Annotated in this window: 13 protein-coding genes and 1 tRNA gene; 7 read left to right on the top strand and 7 right to left on the bottom strand. The window is 43.9% G+C overall.

The annotated features are described in order from the left end of the window. Positions 1-114 precede the first annotated feature (114 nt). The 5 genes from JWG45_RS14180 to JWG45_RS14200 form a co-directional block, all read right to left on the bottom strand. Complete coding sequence (locus tag JWG45_RS14180; protein ID WP_205280346.1) at positions 115-1,074, bottom strand: hypothetical protein; 960 nt, start codon at positions 1,072-1,074, stop codon at positions 115-117. After that, entirely contained in the window at positions 1,043-2,521 is a 1,479-nt protein-coding gene (locus JWG45_RS14185) for an MBOAT family O-acyltransferase (protein ID WP_232380698.1), read from the bottom strand. Before JWG45_RS14185 ends, JWG45_RS14180 begins: the two co-directional genes overlap by 32 nt. Before the next feature lie 300 nt (positions 2,522-2,821). Continuing rightward, positions 2,822-2,903, bottom strand: a tRNA-Leu gene (locus tag JWG45_RS14190). A gap of 136 nt (positions 2,904-3,039) precedes the next feature. Next, positions 3,040-3,435, bottom strand: coding sequence for a Cu(I)-responsive transcriptional regulator (cueR, locus tag JWG45_RS14195; protein WP_205280347.1), 396 nt, complete (start codon positions 3,433-3,435; stop codon positions 3,040-3,042). Positions 3,436-3,459: 24 nt separating this feature from the next. Next, complete coding sequence (locus tag JWG45_RS14200; RefSeq protein ID WP_205280348.1) at positions 3,460-3,744, bottom strand: 2Fe-2S iron-sulfur cluster-binding protein; 285 nt, start codon at positions 3,742-3,744, stop codon at positions 3,460-3,462. Positions 3,745-3,930: 186 nt separating this feature from the next. Here JWG45_RS14200 and JWG45_RS14205 point away from each other — a divergent pair, with 186 nt between their 5' ends. After that, complete coding sequence (locus JWG45_RS14205) at positions 3,931-4,140, top strand: heavy-metal-associated domain-containing protein (protein WP_205280349.1); 210 nt, start codon at positions 3,931-3,933, stop codon at positions 4,138-4,140. Between the two features lie 13 nt (positions 4,141-4,153). Next, on the top strand, positions 4,154-4,561 hold the full coding sequence (locus JWG45_RS14210) for a hypothetical protein (RefSeq protein WP_205280350.1): 408 nt from the start codon (positions 4,154-4,156) through the stop codon (positions 4,559-4,561). Between the two features lie 247 nt (positions 4,562-4,808). On the opposite strand, the gene JWG45_RS14215 is transcribed toward JWG45_RS14210, so the two are convergent. Further along, positions 4,809-5,519, bottom strand: coding sequence for an IspD/TarI family cytidylyltransferase (locus JWG45_RS14215; RefSeq protein WP_205280351.1), 711 nt, complete (start codon positions 5,517-5,519; stop codon positions 4,809-4,811). Beyond that, positions 5,497-6,765: a diaminopimelate decarboxylase gene (locus tag JWG45_RS14220; protein WP_205280352.1), complete on the bottom strand. Its 1,269-nt coding sequence runs from the start codon at positions 6,763-6,765 to the stop codon at positions 5,497-5,499. Before JWG45_RS14220 ends, JWG45_RS14215 begins: the two co-directional genes overlap by 23 nt. Positions 6,766-6,840: 75 nt before the next feature. Here JWG45_RS14220 and JWG45_RS14225 point away from each other — a divergent pair, with 75 nt between their 5' ends. From JWG45_RS14225 to JWG45_RS14245, 5 genes are all read left to right on the top strand, one after another. Then, positions 6,841-7,917 carry a zinc dependent phospholipase C family protein gene (locus tag JWG45_RS14225; RefSeq protein WP_205280353.1) on the top strand — a complete coding sequence of 359 codons (1,077 nt, stop codon included), beginning with the start codon at positions 6,841-6,843 and terminating at the stop codon, positions 7,915-7,917. A 6-nt stretch (positions 7,918-7,923) separates the two neighbouring features. After that, complete coding sequence (locus JWG45_RS14230; protein WP_205280354.1) at positions 7,924-10,413, top strand: penicillin-binding protein 1A; 2,490 nt, start codon at positions 7,924-7,926, stop codon at positions 10,411-10,413. Positions 10,414-10,483: 70 nt separating this feature from the next. Next, positions 10,484-10,894 (top strand): bactofilin family protein, encoded by a 411-nt coding sequence (locus tag JWG45_RS14235; RefSeq protein ID WP_100784954.1) that lies wholly within the window; start codon positions 10,484-10,486, stop codon positions 10,892-10,894. A 53-nt stretch (positions 10,895-10,947) separates the two neighbouring features. Continuing rightward, positions 10,948-12,066: a M23 family metallopeptidase gene (locus JWG45_RS14240; protein WP_205280355.1), complete on the top strand. Its 1,119-nt coding sequence runs from the start codon at positions 10,948-10,950 to the stop codon at positions 12,064-12,066. 341 nt (positions 12,067-12,407) lie between these two features. Further along, on the top strand, positions 12,408-13,475 hold the full coding sequence (locus JWG45_RS14245; RefSeq protein WP_205280356.1) for an alpha/beta hydrolase: 1,068 nt from the start codon (positions 12,408-12,410) through the stop codon (positions 13,473-13,475). The last annotated feature ends 113 nt before the right edge of the window (positions 13,476-13,588 follow it).

Genomic DNA, 13,588 nt, shown 5'->3' on the forward strand with positions numbered 1-13,588 from the left:
ACTTTTACGGTAGAGCCGTCGTAGTTCCGACGATTCCGATTCATCTTGAGATCCAAGGTGGTTGAGGTTATTTTTAGTTGCGGAGAAAAAATCGTAAAAGGTTAAAATTCTAATTTAGAAAAGAGATCTTTTTTTGAGTTCTTTTTGAAAAGAATCCGTGTATGCAGCTTTCCCCAAAAGATTGAGATGGGAAGCGTCAAAGAAAAATTCGGACTTTGTCTCGAAAGAATTCGGGCTCAGGCGTAAATAAGTGGAATCGGAATCTTCCGCAATTTTCGAAAGTTTTTTTCGGACTACGTCGTATTTTTGATCTTCTTCCTCCGAGAAGAGGTAATTCGGAGTTTCCAGAAGAATCACCTTCAGTCCGTTCTCCCGAGAGAATTTTAGAATTTCATAAAGTTCTTCTACAAGATCCGCTTCGATTTTAGGCGAAAGATTTTCGTATTGTTTTTTCCAAATTTGAATTTTTTCTTCGTTTTCATTTGCACTCAACTTCCAGACAAAAACCGATGAAAGATATTTATCATAAAGTTTTGAAAAAATAAAATGAGAAAAAGAATTCAAAGAATACGCCTGAGAAATCCGAAACATCCAATATTCCAGAAAGGATTCTTCCAAAACTTTTCTATCCAAGAAGTCGGTGAACATTTCCTTGTGATAATAACCTTTTACGGACTTATAAGCGGAATCCGGATAACGTTCCTTGTGAAAGACAAACTTATCAGTTTCCAAAACAAGAAGAGAAGGTTTTTGATTTTGATTCTTCTTTAAATATTCTCGGACGATTTCTTTTCGAAGAATCAAATTGGCTCCCGGGACATTCAGAAGAGTGACCGGTTTTCCGAATTCTTTCGTCAAAACAAAAGGATCCAAGTCCCAGAGGATATGACTCGAACCGACGATCAAAACGTTCGAAGGTTTGAAATTCTTATACATCGAAAACATCTTGTCGTATTGTGGAAAGAATAAAGAATACGAGATCCTATCAAATGCAAAAACTGAGATAAAAAGAGTCAGAAACAAGCCCGCATAACGTATAACTTTAGAATTGGAAGTAGATAAAGCTGGATCCATAAAACACCCCTCCCGTAAAGATCAACGCGACGAATAAACCCGCAACCGCCCAGTCTCCGTATTTTTTCCAACCTTCTTTGTTTTTTTCCCAGAAAGGAAAAATTCCCTCTAAGATTAAAAAAAGAAAGATCGCAAAAACTCCGGCCTTTTTTTGAAACTCCACGATAAGATCTAAAGATTCTCCGGAGGTAAATTGGAAAATTCTTCCAAGAATCTGATGAGCGACTCCGACCGAACTCGCCCGGAAATAGATCCAGCTCAAAAGAACACAGTGAAACGTAAAGATAACTCCGAAGATTCGGATCCAATTCCGTTTCGGCATTTCACCGGTAAAAATTCTTCGAAAAAGGACTTCCAGAGTTAGATAGATTCCGTTCAAAATTCCCCAGACTACAAAAGTCCAATTGGCTCCGTGCCAAATCCCCGAAAGAGCGAAAACGATTAAGAGATTTATAATATGGCGAGAAGTGGACACTCGATTTCCGCCTAACGGAATATAAACGTAGTCCCGAAACCAGGAAGAAAGGGAAATATGCCAACGACTCCAAAATTCGGAAACGCTGGAGGAAAAATAAGGACGATCGAAATTCTTCATCAAATCTATCCCGAGAATTTTTGCGGTTCCTATCGCGATATTCGAATAACCTGCGAAGTCGCAGTAAATCTGAAACGCAAAGAAGTAGGTCGCAACCAATAGATCGGCTCCGGATTTCTCCGAAGGTTGGTTATACATAGCGTCCACAAAAACTGAAAGACGATCCGCAATAAAAAGCTTCATAAAGAAACCGTAAACTATGTATTTCAGTCCGTTCTCCACGTTCTGAAAGAGAAGTTTGTGCTCCTGATGAAACTGAGTCATCAAATGGTGAGCCCTTTCGATCGGACCGGCGACCAACTGCGGAAAGAACATCACATAGACCCAATAGTATCCGAGATGTCTTTCGGCTTTGATCTTTCCTTGATAGACTTCCACTATATATCCCATCGACTGAAACGTATGAAAAGACAGACCGATCGGAAGGATGATCTCGAGAGACGAAACCGGCATCTCCGAGGAAAAAAGAAATTTATAAAAATATCCGGTATTGTCCAAAAGGAAGTTGAAATACTTAAAAAAGATTAGAATTCCCACATTCGATGTAAGACTCAAAATCAAAAAGGTTCTTTTCTTCGATCCCTTTGCATCTTCGATCCAGATCGCGAGATAATAATCCAAGACGATCGTAAACGCGAGGATCAGGATATAGGCCGGTATGAAGGCCATATAAAAATAACAACTCGCGAGAAGGAGAAGGATCCATCGAAAACGAAACGGAAGTAGAAAATAAATAACAGCTACGATCGGATAGAAGAAAAGAAAGTGAATTGAATTAAAGAGCATCGTGTCTTGAAAGATCGTTTTGAGAGGAAGGTTGAAATCTTTTCCAAAGTTGGAAAAATCTTTCAAGACCCCTTTTCTCTTTTCAATAAAGTAAAAATCAGAATTTAAAGGGAAGCTGGAAAAGTAAAGCGGATTCGGGGGAGTTCCTACTTTTCCAGAGTCCACGGAGGAAGCCCGATTCTTCCCGAAACGGTTTCAATTTGTGAGAGTTCCCACAACCGAGGCGTCTCGTTCAGGCCTCAGCACCTCCTGTGCTTCGGACGCATTTGTTACGCTCCCTATGGGTCGCTTCAAATGCTATCCTGAACTCGCGTTCGAGTCCGGGATTTTATTGACTCAGATGTTCTAGATTTAAAAAGAAGAGCTTGCGAGTAGAGGGACTCGAACCCCCACACATTACTGCACCAGAACCTAAATCTGGCGTGTCTACCAATTCCACCATACTCGCGGTGAGAATTCCAATTTTTGTGAGTTTCGACCGGAGTCAAGCTGAAAGAAACAATTCTTCCGAGGCGCACCCCGGAAAGAAAGCGGGCCAATCCGAAATGAAAAAGAAAGACAAGTTTCCAAAAGTGAAAAAGGTCTCAGACCTTCTCATTCGAAAGCGATTTTAGAATCGGACAATGTGGCCGGTGGTCTCCCTGGCAATGGGCCGCCAAATCCTTGAGGGTCTCCGCCATTTCCTGCATCTCGGAAATTTTTGTTTCCAGAGTTTTTAAATGAGCAAGAGCGAGAACCTTTACGTCGGAACTCGCCCTACTCTGATTTCTCCAAAGACCGACTAACTTCTTGATCTCTTTCAGAGCAAAACCCATACTTCGGGCTCTTTTCACAAACTGAAGGATATGAACGTCATCGGAAGAATACATTCTATAACCGGATTCTCCCCTTCTCGCTTTCGGGATCAGCCCGATCGTTTCGTAGTGTCGAATCTGTTTGGCCGTAACTCCGGACTGTTTGGAAACTTCTCCGATATTCATTACCGACTTCTCACGATTTATTTCTTAGACCTTTTTTTTAATCCAAGGAAGAATAAGATCGCTCAGAGGAACGGATCTGCAAGCCAAAATATAACCTTCTTTTTTTTCCTCTTCCGTCAGAGAGAATTTTCCGTGAGAAAGATGTTCCACTTCTCCGCTCAACAGAAGAATTTTACAAGCGCCGCAACGACCGAATCTGCAAGAATATTCTAGATCGATTCCCGCATTCAACGAAGAATCTAAAATCGTTTCCTTTTCCTCGGCTTCGACGCTTCGATTCAAATCCGGAAAGTGAATTTTAAAACCCATAATATCTCCTCTTTCAATTTCTATTTCGAGAAAACTCTAAAGGTTCCCATTGTGGGAAGGTCAAGATGAGGAGACAAAAAAATCGGTTCTCAGCAAAAAAAAGTTAAATCGCCCCTTGACCTTCCCATTATGGGAAGGTTTAACCTGGTTCTTAAAGATTCCAAAAAGAATCTAAGGAGAATTCAAATGTTAGAATTTAAAGTGGAAGGAATGACCTGCGTTAGTTGCGCTTCGATCATCTCAAAAGCGATTCGGACCGTAGATCCGTCGGTTTCCGTGGACGTAAAAATTCCAGAACAAACGGTTCAAGTCAAAAGCAACCGTCCCGAACAGGAGCTGATCCGTCTCATAGAAGAAAGCGGTTATCCCGTTCTCGGAACAAAACAAATTTCTTAAGGAGAAAACGAACATGTTCACAATACAAAAAACAACCTCCATCAAAGTAGGAATTGCGATCCTCTTTTTCTTTCTCTCTTCGGGAATGTTGCTCGCTCATGGAGACGACCATCCGGGACCGAACGGAGGAGCCATTCGTATGCCGGGATCTTTTCACACCGAACTCATCGTTTTAAAGGAAGGTTTTAAAATTCTTCTTTTGGATGTGAGTTTAAAAAATCCGATCACAAAAGACAGTTCCCTTCAGGCAAAACTCGTAGTCGGAAACAAAGAACAAAAGTTGGAATGTCAGGTTCATCCGGATCATTTCTTTTGCCCGTCTTCCAAAATTCCGACTTCGGGAAAATTGATCCTCCAAGCCTCCCGTGCAAAACTACAAGGCGCGGAAGCCGTTTACGACCTTCCTATTCCGAAAAAATAAATCGGTGCCCTGGTTTCGTAGAATCGTTTCCGTCTTTGAAAGTTTATCAAAGACGGACGATTCCATTCACTGGAATATTTTAGAGAAAAAAATCCGCCCGGAAGAAAAACAAAACCTCTTCGAGCAATCGACTCCTGTGTCGAATAGATCCAATTCTCTATCGACGGAAGAACTTTTAAAACGATTGGATTCGAACGAAACGGCTTCGATAAAAAAGATTCTTCGAACGCAGAGAAAGGTTTTCAAACTAAGTAGAAAGTTTTTGAAATAAGGAAAAATAGAATTCGGCAAGTTCCAAATCTTCTTTTCGGGTGATCTTGAGATTGAAAGGATGAGATTCTACGATTGCCGATTTTTTTCCGTAACTCAAAGCCCAGGAACAAAGATCGGTGGGAACAAATTCAAGCGGGGCGGAAAGTAGTTCCTTTAAGACGAAACCTCGAATCGCCTGCGGAGTTTTCATAAACCAGATATGTTCTCGATCCAGAAGAGACGCGGTAAGTCCATTCGATTCTTCTAATACGGTTTCGGACGTTTTGGAGGCAAGGGTCGCAATTCCATTCTCGCGCACCTTCTCACAAAGGCGATCCAATTCTTCTCCCAAAACAAAAGGTCTTGCGGCGTCGTGTACAAGAACGATATCTTCGCTCTGAATTTCCAGAACGGAAAGCCCCTGTAGCATGGAAGAATGTCTAGTTTTTCCGCCTTCCACGATCCGATCCTCGTCCCGTAAAAAAGGACCGCAGATTTCTTCCGTTTTCGGGATCGATTCTTTGTGGGAAACAAGAACCGTCCGTTTTTGTTTTCCCCATTCCTGAAAACTTTTGAGAGAATGGAGTAGAACGGGCTCGTTTGCAAATTCTAAAAATTGTTTCGGGACTTCCGATCCCATTCTTGTACCGGTTCCTCCGGCTAGGATCAATATGTAGATTTTTTCAGAGAGAAACAGGGACTTCATTTTGAAAGATCTGTTCTAAGTTCTGACGTTTTCTTATGAGTTGAAACGAACCGTCAAGCCCCAACAAAACCTCGGCGGTCTCCGGAAACGAATTGTAATTTTTCACGGACATGGACGAACAATAAGCCCCCGCGCCTTCCATCACGATATAATCGCCTATCGCGGCTTCTCCGGTCGTTCTTGTGATGGGACCTCCGCCTTCCGCCTGTGTAAAAAGATCCCCGCTTTCGCAACAGTGTCCCACAAAAACGTAATCCTCGGTCTTTCCGGAATGAGTTCCCTCTTTAGGAACGACGACTAATGGATGTTTGGCGGCATAAAGAGAAGGTCTTGTGTTCACGTCCATGCCCGCGTCCACTTTGACGAATTTGTATCCGTTCTCTCCCGTAGAGACGATATCGTCGATCGTGGTCACGATTGCGCCGTTGTTCACCATCAAAAAAGAACCAGGCTCGATCTCCATCTTAAGTTTAGTTCCGTTCTTCTTGGCGAATTCTTCGAAAAGTGATATCACCGGTTTTCCGATCGTCTGAAAGTCGGTAGTCTTTTCGTCTTCCATTCTTCCCACTTTGAATCCTCCGCCGAGGTTGAGAATTCTACAATCCGGAAACTGCGCGGCGATGTCCAAAGAAACCTGGGCTACAACTTTCCAAACCGCCGGATCGCTTCCCGATCCGATATGTGTGTGCACTTTGAAAATTTTGAGATCGTATTTTTTGGCGATCTCCTTTATTTTTTCTATGTCTTCGTGCCAGACTCCGAAGGAAGAAGTCTTTCCGCCCACGTCCGTCTTCTTCGTATGTCCTGAGCCGAGTCCCGGATTAAACCGAACGCTGACTTCTTTGCCCGGAAATATCTTTCCAAAAGCTTCCAACTGTCTCAAAGAACACGCGTTGAAGATCACTCCCTTCTCCACAAGTTCCTTCATTCCCTTTGCGAGCTCCTGCGAGGTAAGCATAATCTCTTCCGGCTTGAATCCGTAAAAAAGCGCACGTCGAGCTTCGTATTCCGAACTCGCGTCGATCTGAATTCCTTTTCGTTTCATGATCTCGAGAATGGTTCGATTCGGATTTGCCTTCATAGCATATCTTACGGTCAGTCCGTATGCGTTCGGAAACGCGAGAGCCGTCTCGCAACTTTTTTCGATTTTCTCTCTGGAATACACAAAAACGGGAGTTCCAAATTGTTGGGCGACGGTACGCACTTGGGATTCAGTCAAAAATTTTAATTTTTCTATTGATTGCATAGTGAAACGGGCATTTCTAAATGGTTTTTGAACAGGCTCTGTTGGAGTCCCGTTTTTTTAAAGGCATTTTCACACATGGCTGGCAAAATCACTCATCTCGAAGTTCTTTCCCAGGTTTGTAAACATCTGGATCACGGAACTCCGGAACAAAGAAAAATCGCGGGACTCATGCGGGCCGAATCCAATAGAAAGTTCGCGAACATCGGAGCCATCGCTCCGGATATATTTTATTTTTATCATATTCTTTCCCCTGCAAAAACAAAAAAGGCTACGATCTGGGGGGACATGAGCCACCATAACTCGGTCGCGGAATTGGTTCTCAACTTTTTGGATTTGATTCTCCAGACCGAAGAAGGAATTCACAGAGATCGTTACATCGCTTTTACTTTGGGATATATCTGTCACTGCGCCGTCGATATCATCACTCATCCTTATATCTTTTATATCTCCGGAGATTTTTATAACAAGGATAAGAAGATCAGCAGCCTCGCCCAATATCATCACATGAGAGTGGAGAATGCCCTGGATTCCTGGCTCCTCGACTACAGATGGGGAATGACTCCGAAAGAATACGATTTCGTCCACCACGTCGACGCGATCTTTAAATCGGAGAAAAAAAACTGGAAGATGGATCCGATGCTCTGGCATTTTTGGCTCCGGGGTTTTAAGGCGACCTTCCCGGAAGCATTCAAAAAACATTATATTGGGTCCGAAGATAAAATTATTCCGGGGGATTTGTTAAACGAATCCTTTCTGGGTTATCTGGAATTTCACAGAGTTTTGGATTCCAGAAGCAAATGGATGCGAGGCGCACTCAAACTCCTCGACAAAATCACGTTTCACAAAGTGAGGTCCTCCGTTCTTATGCTTCCTCTCAAAGAACATATCGACAAAAGAATCATGAACGAAGAACACAAGAAGTGGAACTATCCCGCGGATCCTACGATCGTAAGAGAGGATTCTTTCGTCGAACTCATCAATCGTTCCGCGCAGAATGGAAAAGACGCCTTGACTCACGCCTGGAATTATCTGGAAAACAAAATGTCCCGCGCGGCTTTTCTCAAAGAATATCAGGGATACAACTTGGATACGGGACTCCGATTTCAAGGAATCGACAGCATGAAAGAATTTTCACCGATAGAAGAAGTTTAATCGAATATGAAACACGAACCAGTCAGTTATCTTTCTCGTTTTTTTGTGATCCACTTCCGAGATAGAATTCTTCAAAAAGTTCTAAACTCACCCGATCCGATCAAACAACTCGCAAAACTCTGCGCGGGGCTTTTGTTTCTCAACGGATTCCTATTCGTCTTTTCGATCAAGGATCTCTGGAGAGTTCCGGAATCGAACCTCTACGAAAAACCCTCGGTTCTCTACGGACTTAACGACAAGAACGAATACGAACCGATCGCCGAGTTCTATCGTTTTTCACGCGTTGTCTTAAACATCAAAGAACTTCCTCCGGAGGAAGACGGAAAACCGAACAAGCTCATTCGGAGTTTTGTCTCCACGGAAGATAACAATTTCTATTCTCATTGGGGACTCGATCTAAGAGGAATCTTTCGCGCCTTTATGGTCAACGTTCTCGCGGGAAGAATCAAGGAAGGCGCTTCCACGATCACACAACAGGTCGCACGTCTTCGATTTTTAAACACGGAACGTTCTTTCTTAAGAAAAGCAAGAGAAGCCTGGCTCGCGCTTCTTCTCGAAGCCGTATTCGACAAAGACACTCTGATGGAAATCTATCTCAACGAAATTCCATTAGGACACGGAACGATCGGGGTCGGAGCGGCGGCGCGATTCTACTTTCGAAAGGACGTCAAAGATCTGAGCTGGGGAGAATCCGCTCTTCTTGCGAGCTTGACCACAAGACCTACCGAATTTTCTCCTTTGGTGAATCCGAATTCTTCCAGCGCAAAAGTAAGGGTCGTGTTTAAGAAGTTTGTCGAAAACGGGATCTTGGACGTTAAAACCGCCGAAAAAGAATACGACGCATTTTCCGAATATTATATAACCCTAAACCGATCACCGAACGACTCCGCATTCGGTGATCGCCTGAACCGTTTTCCTTATTTTACGGAATACGTCCGTAAGAATCTAACTCGATACATTCCGAAAACGACTCTCTACAGCGGCGGTCTCAAGATCTATTCTACCTTAAACATTCAACACCAGACCCAAGCCGAAAAGGCGTTGTATGCGGGTTTGAAAAATCAAACGGCTCAATCCAATCAGAGAACGTTTACAAAGATCGACGCGTTTGACGACGCTTACGGAGAAATCTACGACGTACTCGCGATGATCCACGACGTTCCCGAATTTAAGTTTAAGATTTCGAGATCGATCCGAACCTTCAACCGAGCTTGGCAGGAAGACCTAAGAGACGAACTGAGCACTCTCAATCTTTTGAGCGGAACCGAAACGTTGGGAGAAGCGATCGAGTGGAGTTATAGAAGTCAACAGACCGAAGACTTCCTTCTTCCGGTCGAAGGAGCTTTGATTTCGATGCGACCCGATACGGGTTATATCACGGCGATGGTCGGAGGTTCCGGCTTTCGATCGGACAACCAACAGATCCGCGCGTTCCAAGCCTATCGACAGCCGGGCTCCGCGTTCAAACCTCTCGTCTATGCCGCGGCGATGGAATACTACAACCAACATCCGGATCCAAAGAAGAATGTTACCGCGGCTTCTCTCTTTTCCGATTCTCCTCTTCAATACGTATTAGAAGACGGTGATGAATGGAACCCTTCCAATTACACGGGAGAATATTCAGGATTTATAAGACTCAGAGAAGCTCTGGAACTTTCCAGAAACAGCGTCGCGGTTCGTGTCTTGGAACATACGGGTATCAGCAACCTGATGCCGTTCTTAGAAAAAATTCTTCAGATAGAAAACAGATCCATACCGAGAAACTATTCGATCTCGTTGGGAACGTTTGAAGTTTCTCCTTACGAGTTGGCAAAGGCTTATGCGGTCCTTGCTTCCGGAGGAAAACAAGTATTTCCGTTGAGCGTTCTTTATGTGGAAGACGGATCGGGAACGATCATTCGGGACTTTCGAGAAGAAGCGAGTAAGATCGAAAGGAAACAAATTCTTTCTCCGGAAGTCTGTTTTATTCTCACGTCGATGATGGAAGACGTGATCAAAAAAGGAACGGGAACCGGAGCCTCTTCTTACGGACTTTCCCGACCCGCTGCAGGAAAAACGGGAACGACGAATAACTTTCGGGACGCTTGGTTCGCGGGTTATACGGGCGAACTCGTGAGTGTTGTTTGGCTCGGCTACGATACGGGAACTCTTTCGATGGGCAAAGGAATGTCGGGCGGGGTCGTCGCGGCTCCGATCTGGGGAAGGTTTATGTCCAACGCTCTTTCCAAGGAAAAATCCAAGGGATTGCATTTTGGCGAAACGGGAGTAGTCCGAAGACAAATTTGTTCGATCTCCGGGAAACTTCCGGGTTCTCATTGCAACCAAACGGAAGAAGAATACTTTACGAAAGATACGGTTCCCAAAGAGGTTTGCGACGATCACAGAGGAGCTGGTTATACTCCCGAGCCGAATTCGACGCCGACTTCCAGTCAGACAAAAGTAAAAAAGAAGCAGAAAACCAATATTTTCCAGGGTGACGATGATCTGATTCGGTAATTCCGAACAAAAATACTTGTCGTTTTGGGATTGCTTACACAAATAGAAATATCGTTATCAGGAGTTTTAGATGGCCATCGGCAAGGAAAATAATAACAGCGTAATCGGTCCCGGGTCCATTTTTGAAGGGAAATTTTATATCGCAGGTTCTCTCCGTATTGACGGAAAATTCGAAGGAGAGATCAAAACCGATGACACTCTCTACATTGGAGAAACCGGTAAAGTAAGAACGAATATCGCGGCCCGCGAAGTAACCGTTTCGGGAACTATGATCGGAAATATCAAAGCAGAGAATGAAGTTCGTCTGGAAGAAACAGGAAGACTTTTAGGTGATATCACCGCTCCCGCTCTTCATTTGGCAAAAGGTGTGGTTGCAAAAGGAAACATCACGATCACCGGCGGACAAAAGAAAGACGTGAAAAAAATCGTGGAAGAATCTTTCGGTGGAACCCGCACCCTGGACAACGGAAAGGACGAATAAGTCCTTTTTCTTTACTATAGGAAAGGCCGGATCCCGGCCGATAATCTTCCTGTATGATCTTTAAAAAGCCCAGACAACTGACCGCGGGAAAGGAACTCCTTCGGACAGACAATTTCACCCTGATCTATCTGGGCGCTTTTCACTTTCACTATTCATTCTATTTTAGAGGAAATCTCTATCACGGGAATTTGGATTTCAGAAGAAAGAAATTCAGACTCATTCCTATCTTTGCCTCCATCGCACTCTTTATCGCCTTCTTAGGTTTTGGAATGAACCCAAGTAGCGCGATGATGGATTCTTCCGGTCATGAAATTACGGAGAATGATTCCGAGGATTTGAAGGCAAAATCCGGAGATGAAAAATTCTTAGAAGAATCCGAAAAGGCAAAACTTACGATTCTTATGGCGAAGGAGCTCAAAAACCCTTCCGAAAAAAAGAAACAACTCAAGGTCACAACCTATCGGGTCAAAAGAAATGAAACGTTAGCCGAAATAGCGACTCGTTTTAAGGTTTCTATGGAATCGATCGCGGGTTCCTCAAACATTAGAATCGACGACACGTTATATCCGGGACAAATATTAAGTATTCCTAATAAACAAGGTCTACTCTATAAGATGAAGACCGGCGAGACGATGGCTAAGGTTGCAAGTCTTTATAAAGTCAACTTGGACGAGATCATGTTGGAAAACAAATTGGACGATCTCGACATTCTGAGACCGGGTCAAAAAGTATTCTTACCCGGAGCGGTGATTCCGGACCCAACTCCGAAATGGGTGATCCCGGTCGCTTCGAGAATCGTTACTTCCAATTTCGGATTTAGGACTTTCCCAAGAAGAAAGTTCCACGAAGGCCTCGACCTAAAAGCTTTTTATGAACCGATCGCAGCCGCAAGAAACGGAAAAGTAATTTACGCGGGATGGATGGGCGGTTATGGGAACGTAGTCGTGATCGAACACACGGACGATTTCAAAACTCTCTACGCTCACAATTCTAAACTTTTCGTTCAGAGAGGAGACTACGTTCTGGCCGGAAAAAAAATCGCGAGATCCGGTTCGACCGGTTATTCTTTCGGTCCTCACCTTCACTTCGAAGTAATCAAAAACGGGCAACCGGTCAATCCTTCCAAATATCTCAAGGGACTCGCCTTTCGAAAGGGCGGCCCGACTCACTGAGCTTTCTCCGAACAAACTTCACAAAAGTGGGTGATCCTACTTTTGTCGTCCCGACAAACCGATCAGAATCGAGCGCAGGCGAACTTCTTCCATTCTTGAAAAAAAGGAAGAGCACCCTTACAAAAGCTGGTCCGAACTCGCCTTTCGAAAGGGCGGCCCGACTCACTGAGCTTTCTCCGAACAAACTTCGTAAAAGTGGGTGATCCTACTTTTGTCGTCCCGACAAACGATAAGAGCCGAACTCCGAGATCCAATCTCCCTCCCGGAAAAAAACAGAATTCTTCCTAAGAAAAACGAAGATTTTGATTTTCAACGCAAAAGAAAAACTAGATGGTTCCAAAATGAAAACCGCGATCACGTTATTCGTATTCCTCTTTCTGATTTTTGAAAATTGCAAAACCCCCACAATCGAAGAACTCATCGATCAGAGGCTGATCAAATCCTACGATCAGACCGAAACCCTAAACCTATACTATGCTACCTTAAGAACTCAAAATACGAACGCGCAGATCGGGTGTAATGATTCTTATTTTCTTACGAACGGAAGCAGAGAACTCAAGACCGGATATTGTATCGTAAACGTCCCGGCCAATCACGAAGTAGGAGCTCTTCCGAGCGGACTCGGAAGCCGAGAAACCCTCTTTCAATTTCTCGGTCACAAACCTTTTGAAAAGCAAGAGAACTTTTTGGAGGATCTCAAAAAGGATCCCTTCGACGAAGTTTTGGTTTTTGTCCACGGGTTCAACGTCCGTTTTGAAGAAGCGATTCTGAGAGGTGGACAAATCCGATACGATCTTAAATTTCCGGGAAAGGTAGTGATCTTTACCTGGCCTGCGGGAAGCGAGGGAGGACTTCTCAATCAAGTTCTTCTCAAAGGAACTTACGAAAAAAATCTCCAATCCGCGAGAAGTTCAAGGGAAGAATTTAAGAATTTTCTAAAGTCCCTGCAATCGCTCGGGAAAAAAGTGCACTTAATCGTTCACTCGATGGGACATCAGGTGGTTCTACCTGCGTTAGCCGAAATTGGAAAGGAAACAAAAGAACCGATTTTGAAAGAACTAATTCTCAACGCCCCCGATTTTGACTCCGGAGAATTCAAGCTGATCGCGAACCAACTCTCTAAAACCGCAAAAAGAATCACACTCTACTGTTCTCCCGGAGACAGCGCTCTTCAAGCCTCGGCCACCGTGAACCAAGGAGGTCGCTTGGGATCCTGTAGCCTGGTCCCCGGCGTCGACGTTATCAACGTGAATCCGGTCGATTCTTCGATGGTTTCTATGGGCCACGGGTATTATTCCTCGAAACCGATTCTCACCGACCTTTATCAACTGCTTCTGGGAGTTCGTGCCGAAAAAAGACTCTTCATACGGAAGTCTTCCGGAAACGAAAACTTTGTTCTGAGGAATTAGAAAAGGTTCGAGAAAAATAAAAACCTTTCTCGAACCTTTCTTTGGAAGCGTTTCCTCTCCAGTTTAGAAAAAGAGGAAACCGTCTTTTGGAACTCACTAATTGTATTTTTATT

It is taken from the genome of Leptospira ainlahdjerensis, assembly GCF_016919175.1.
Taxonomy (GTDB): Bacteria; Spirochaetota; Leptospiria; order Leptospirales; family Leptospiraceae; genus Leptospira; species Leptospira ainlahdjerensis.

Bases quoted from the DNA above. Each gene is read 5' to 3' on its own strand.
- JWG45_RS14230 (WP_205280354.1), top strand. From the start codon at position 7,924: ATGAAACACGAACCAGTCAGTTATCTTTCTCGTTTTTTTGTGATCCAC.
- JWG45_RS14205 (WP_205280349.1), top strand. From the start codon at position 3,931: ATGTTAGAATTTAAAGTGGAAGGAATGACCTGCGTTAGTTGCGCTTCG.
- JWG45_RS14200 (WP_205280348.1), bottom strand. From the start codon at position 3,744: ATGGGTTTTAAAATTCACTTTCCGGATTTGAATCGAAGCGTCGAAGCC.
- JWG45_RS14235 (WP_100784954.1), top strand. From the start codon at position 10,484: ATGGCCATCGGCAAGGAAAATAATAACAGCGTAATCGGTCCCGGGTCC.
- JWG45_RS14240 (WP_205280355.1), top strand. From the start codon at position 10,948: ATGATCTTTAAAAAGCCCAGACAACTGACCGCGGGAAAGGAACTCCTT.
- JWG45_RS14210 (WP_205280350.1), top strand. From the start codon at position 4,154: ATGTTCACAATACAAAAAACAACCTCCATCAAAGTAGGAATTGCGATC.
- JWG45_RS14180 (WP_205280346.1), bottom strand. From the start codon at position 1,074: ATGGATCCAGCTTTATCTACTTCCAATTCTAAAGTTATACGTTATGCG.
- cueR (WP_205280347.1), bottom strand. From the start codon at position 3,435: ATGAATATCGGAGAAGTTTCCAAACAGTCCGGAGTTACGGCCAAACAG.
- JWG45_RS14245 (WP_205280356.1), top strand. From the start codon at position 12,408: ATGAAAACCGCGATCACGTTATTCGTATTCCTCTTTCTGATTTTTGAA.
- JWG45_RS14220 (WP_205280352.1), bottom strand. From the start codon at position 6,765: ATGCAATCAATAGAAAAATTAAAATTTTTGACTGAATCCCAAGTGCGT.
- JWG45_RS14225 (WP_205280353.1), top strand. From the start codon at position 6,841: ATGGCTGGCAAAATCACTCATCTCGAAGTTCTTTCCCAGGTTTGTAAA.
- JWG45_RS14215 (WP_205280351.1), bottom strand. From the start codon at position 5,519: ATGAAGTCCCTGTTTCTCTCTGAAAAAATCTACATATTGATCCTAGCC.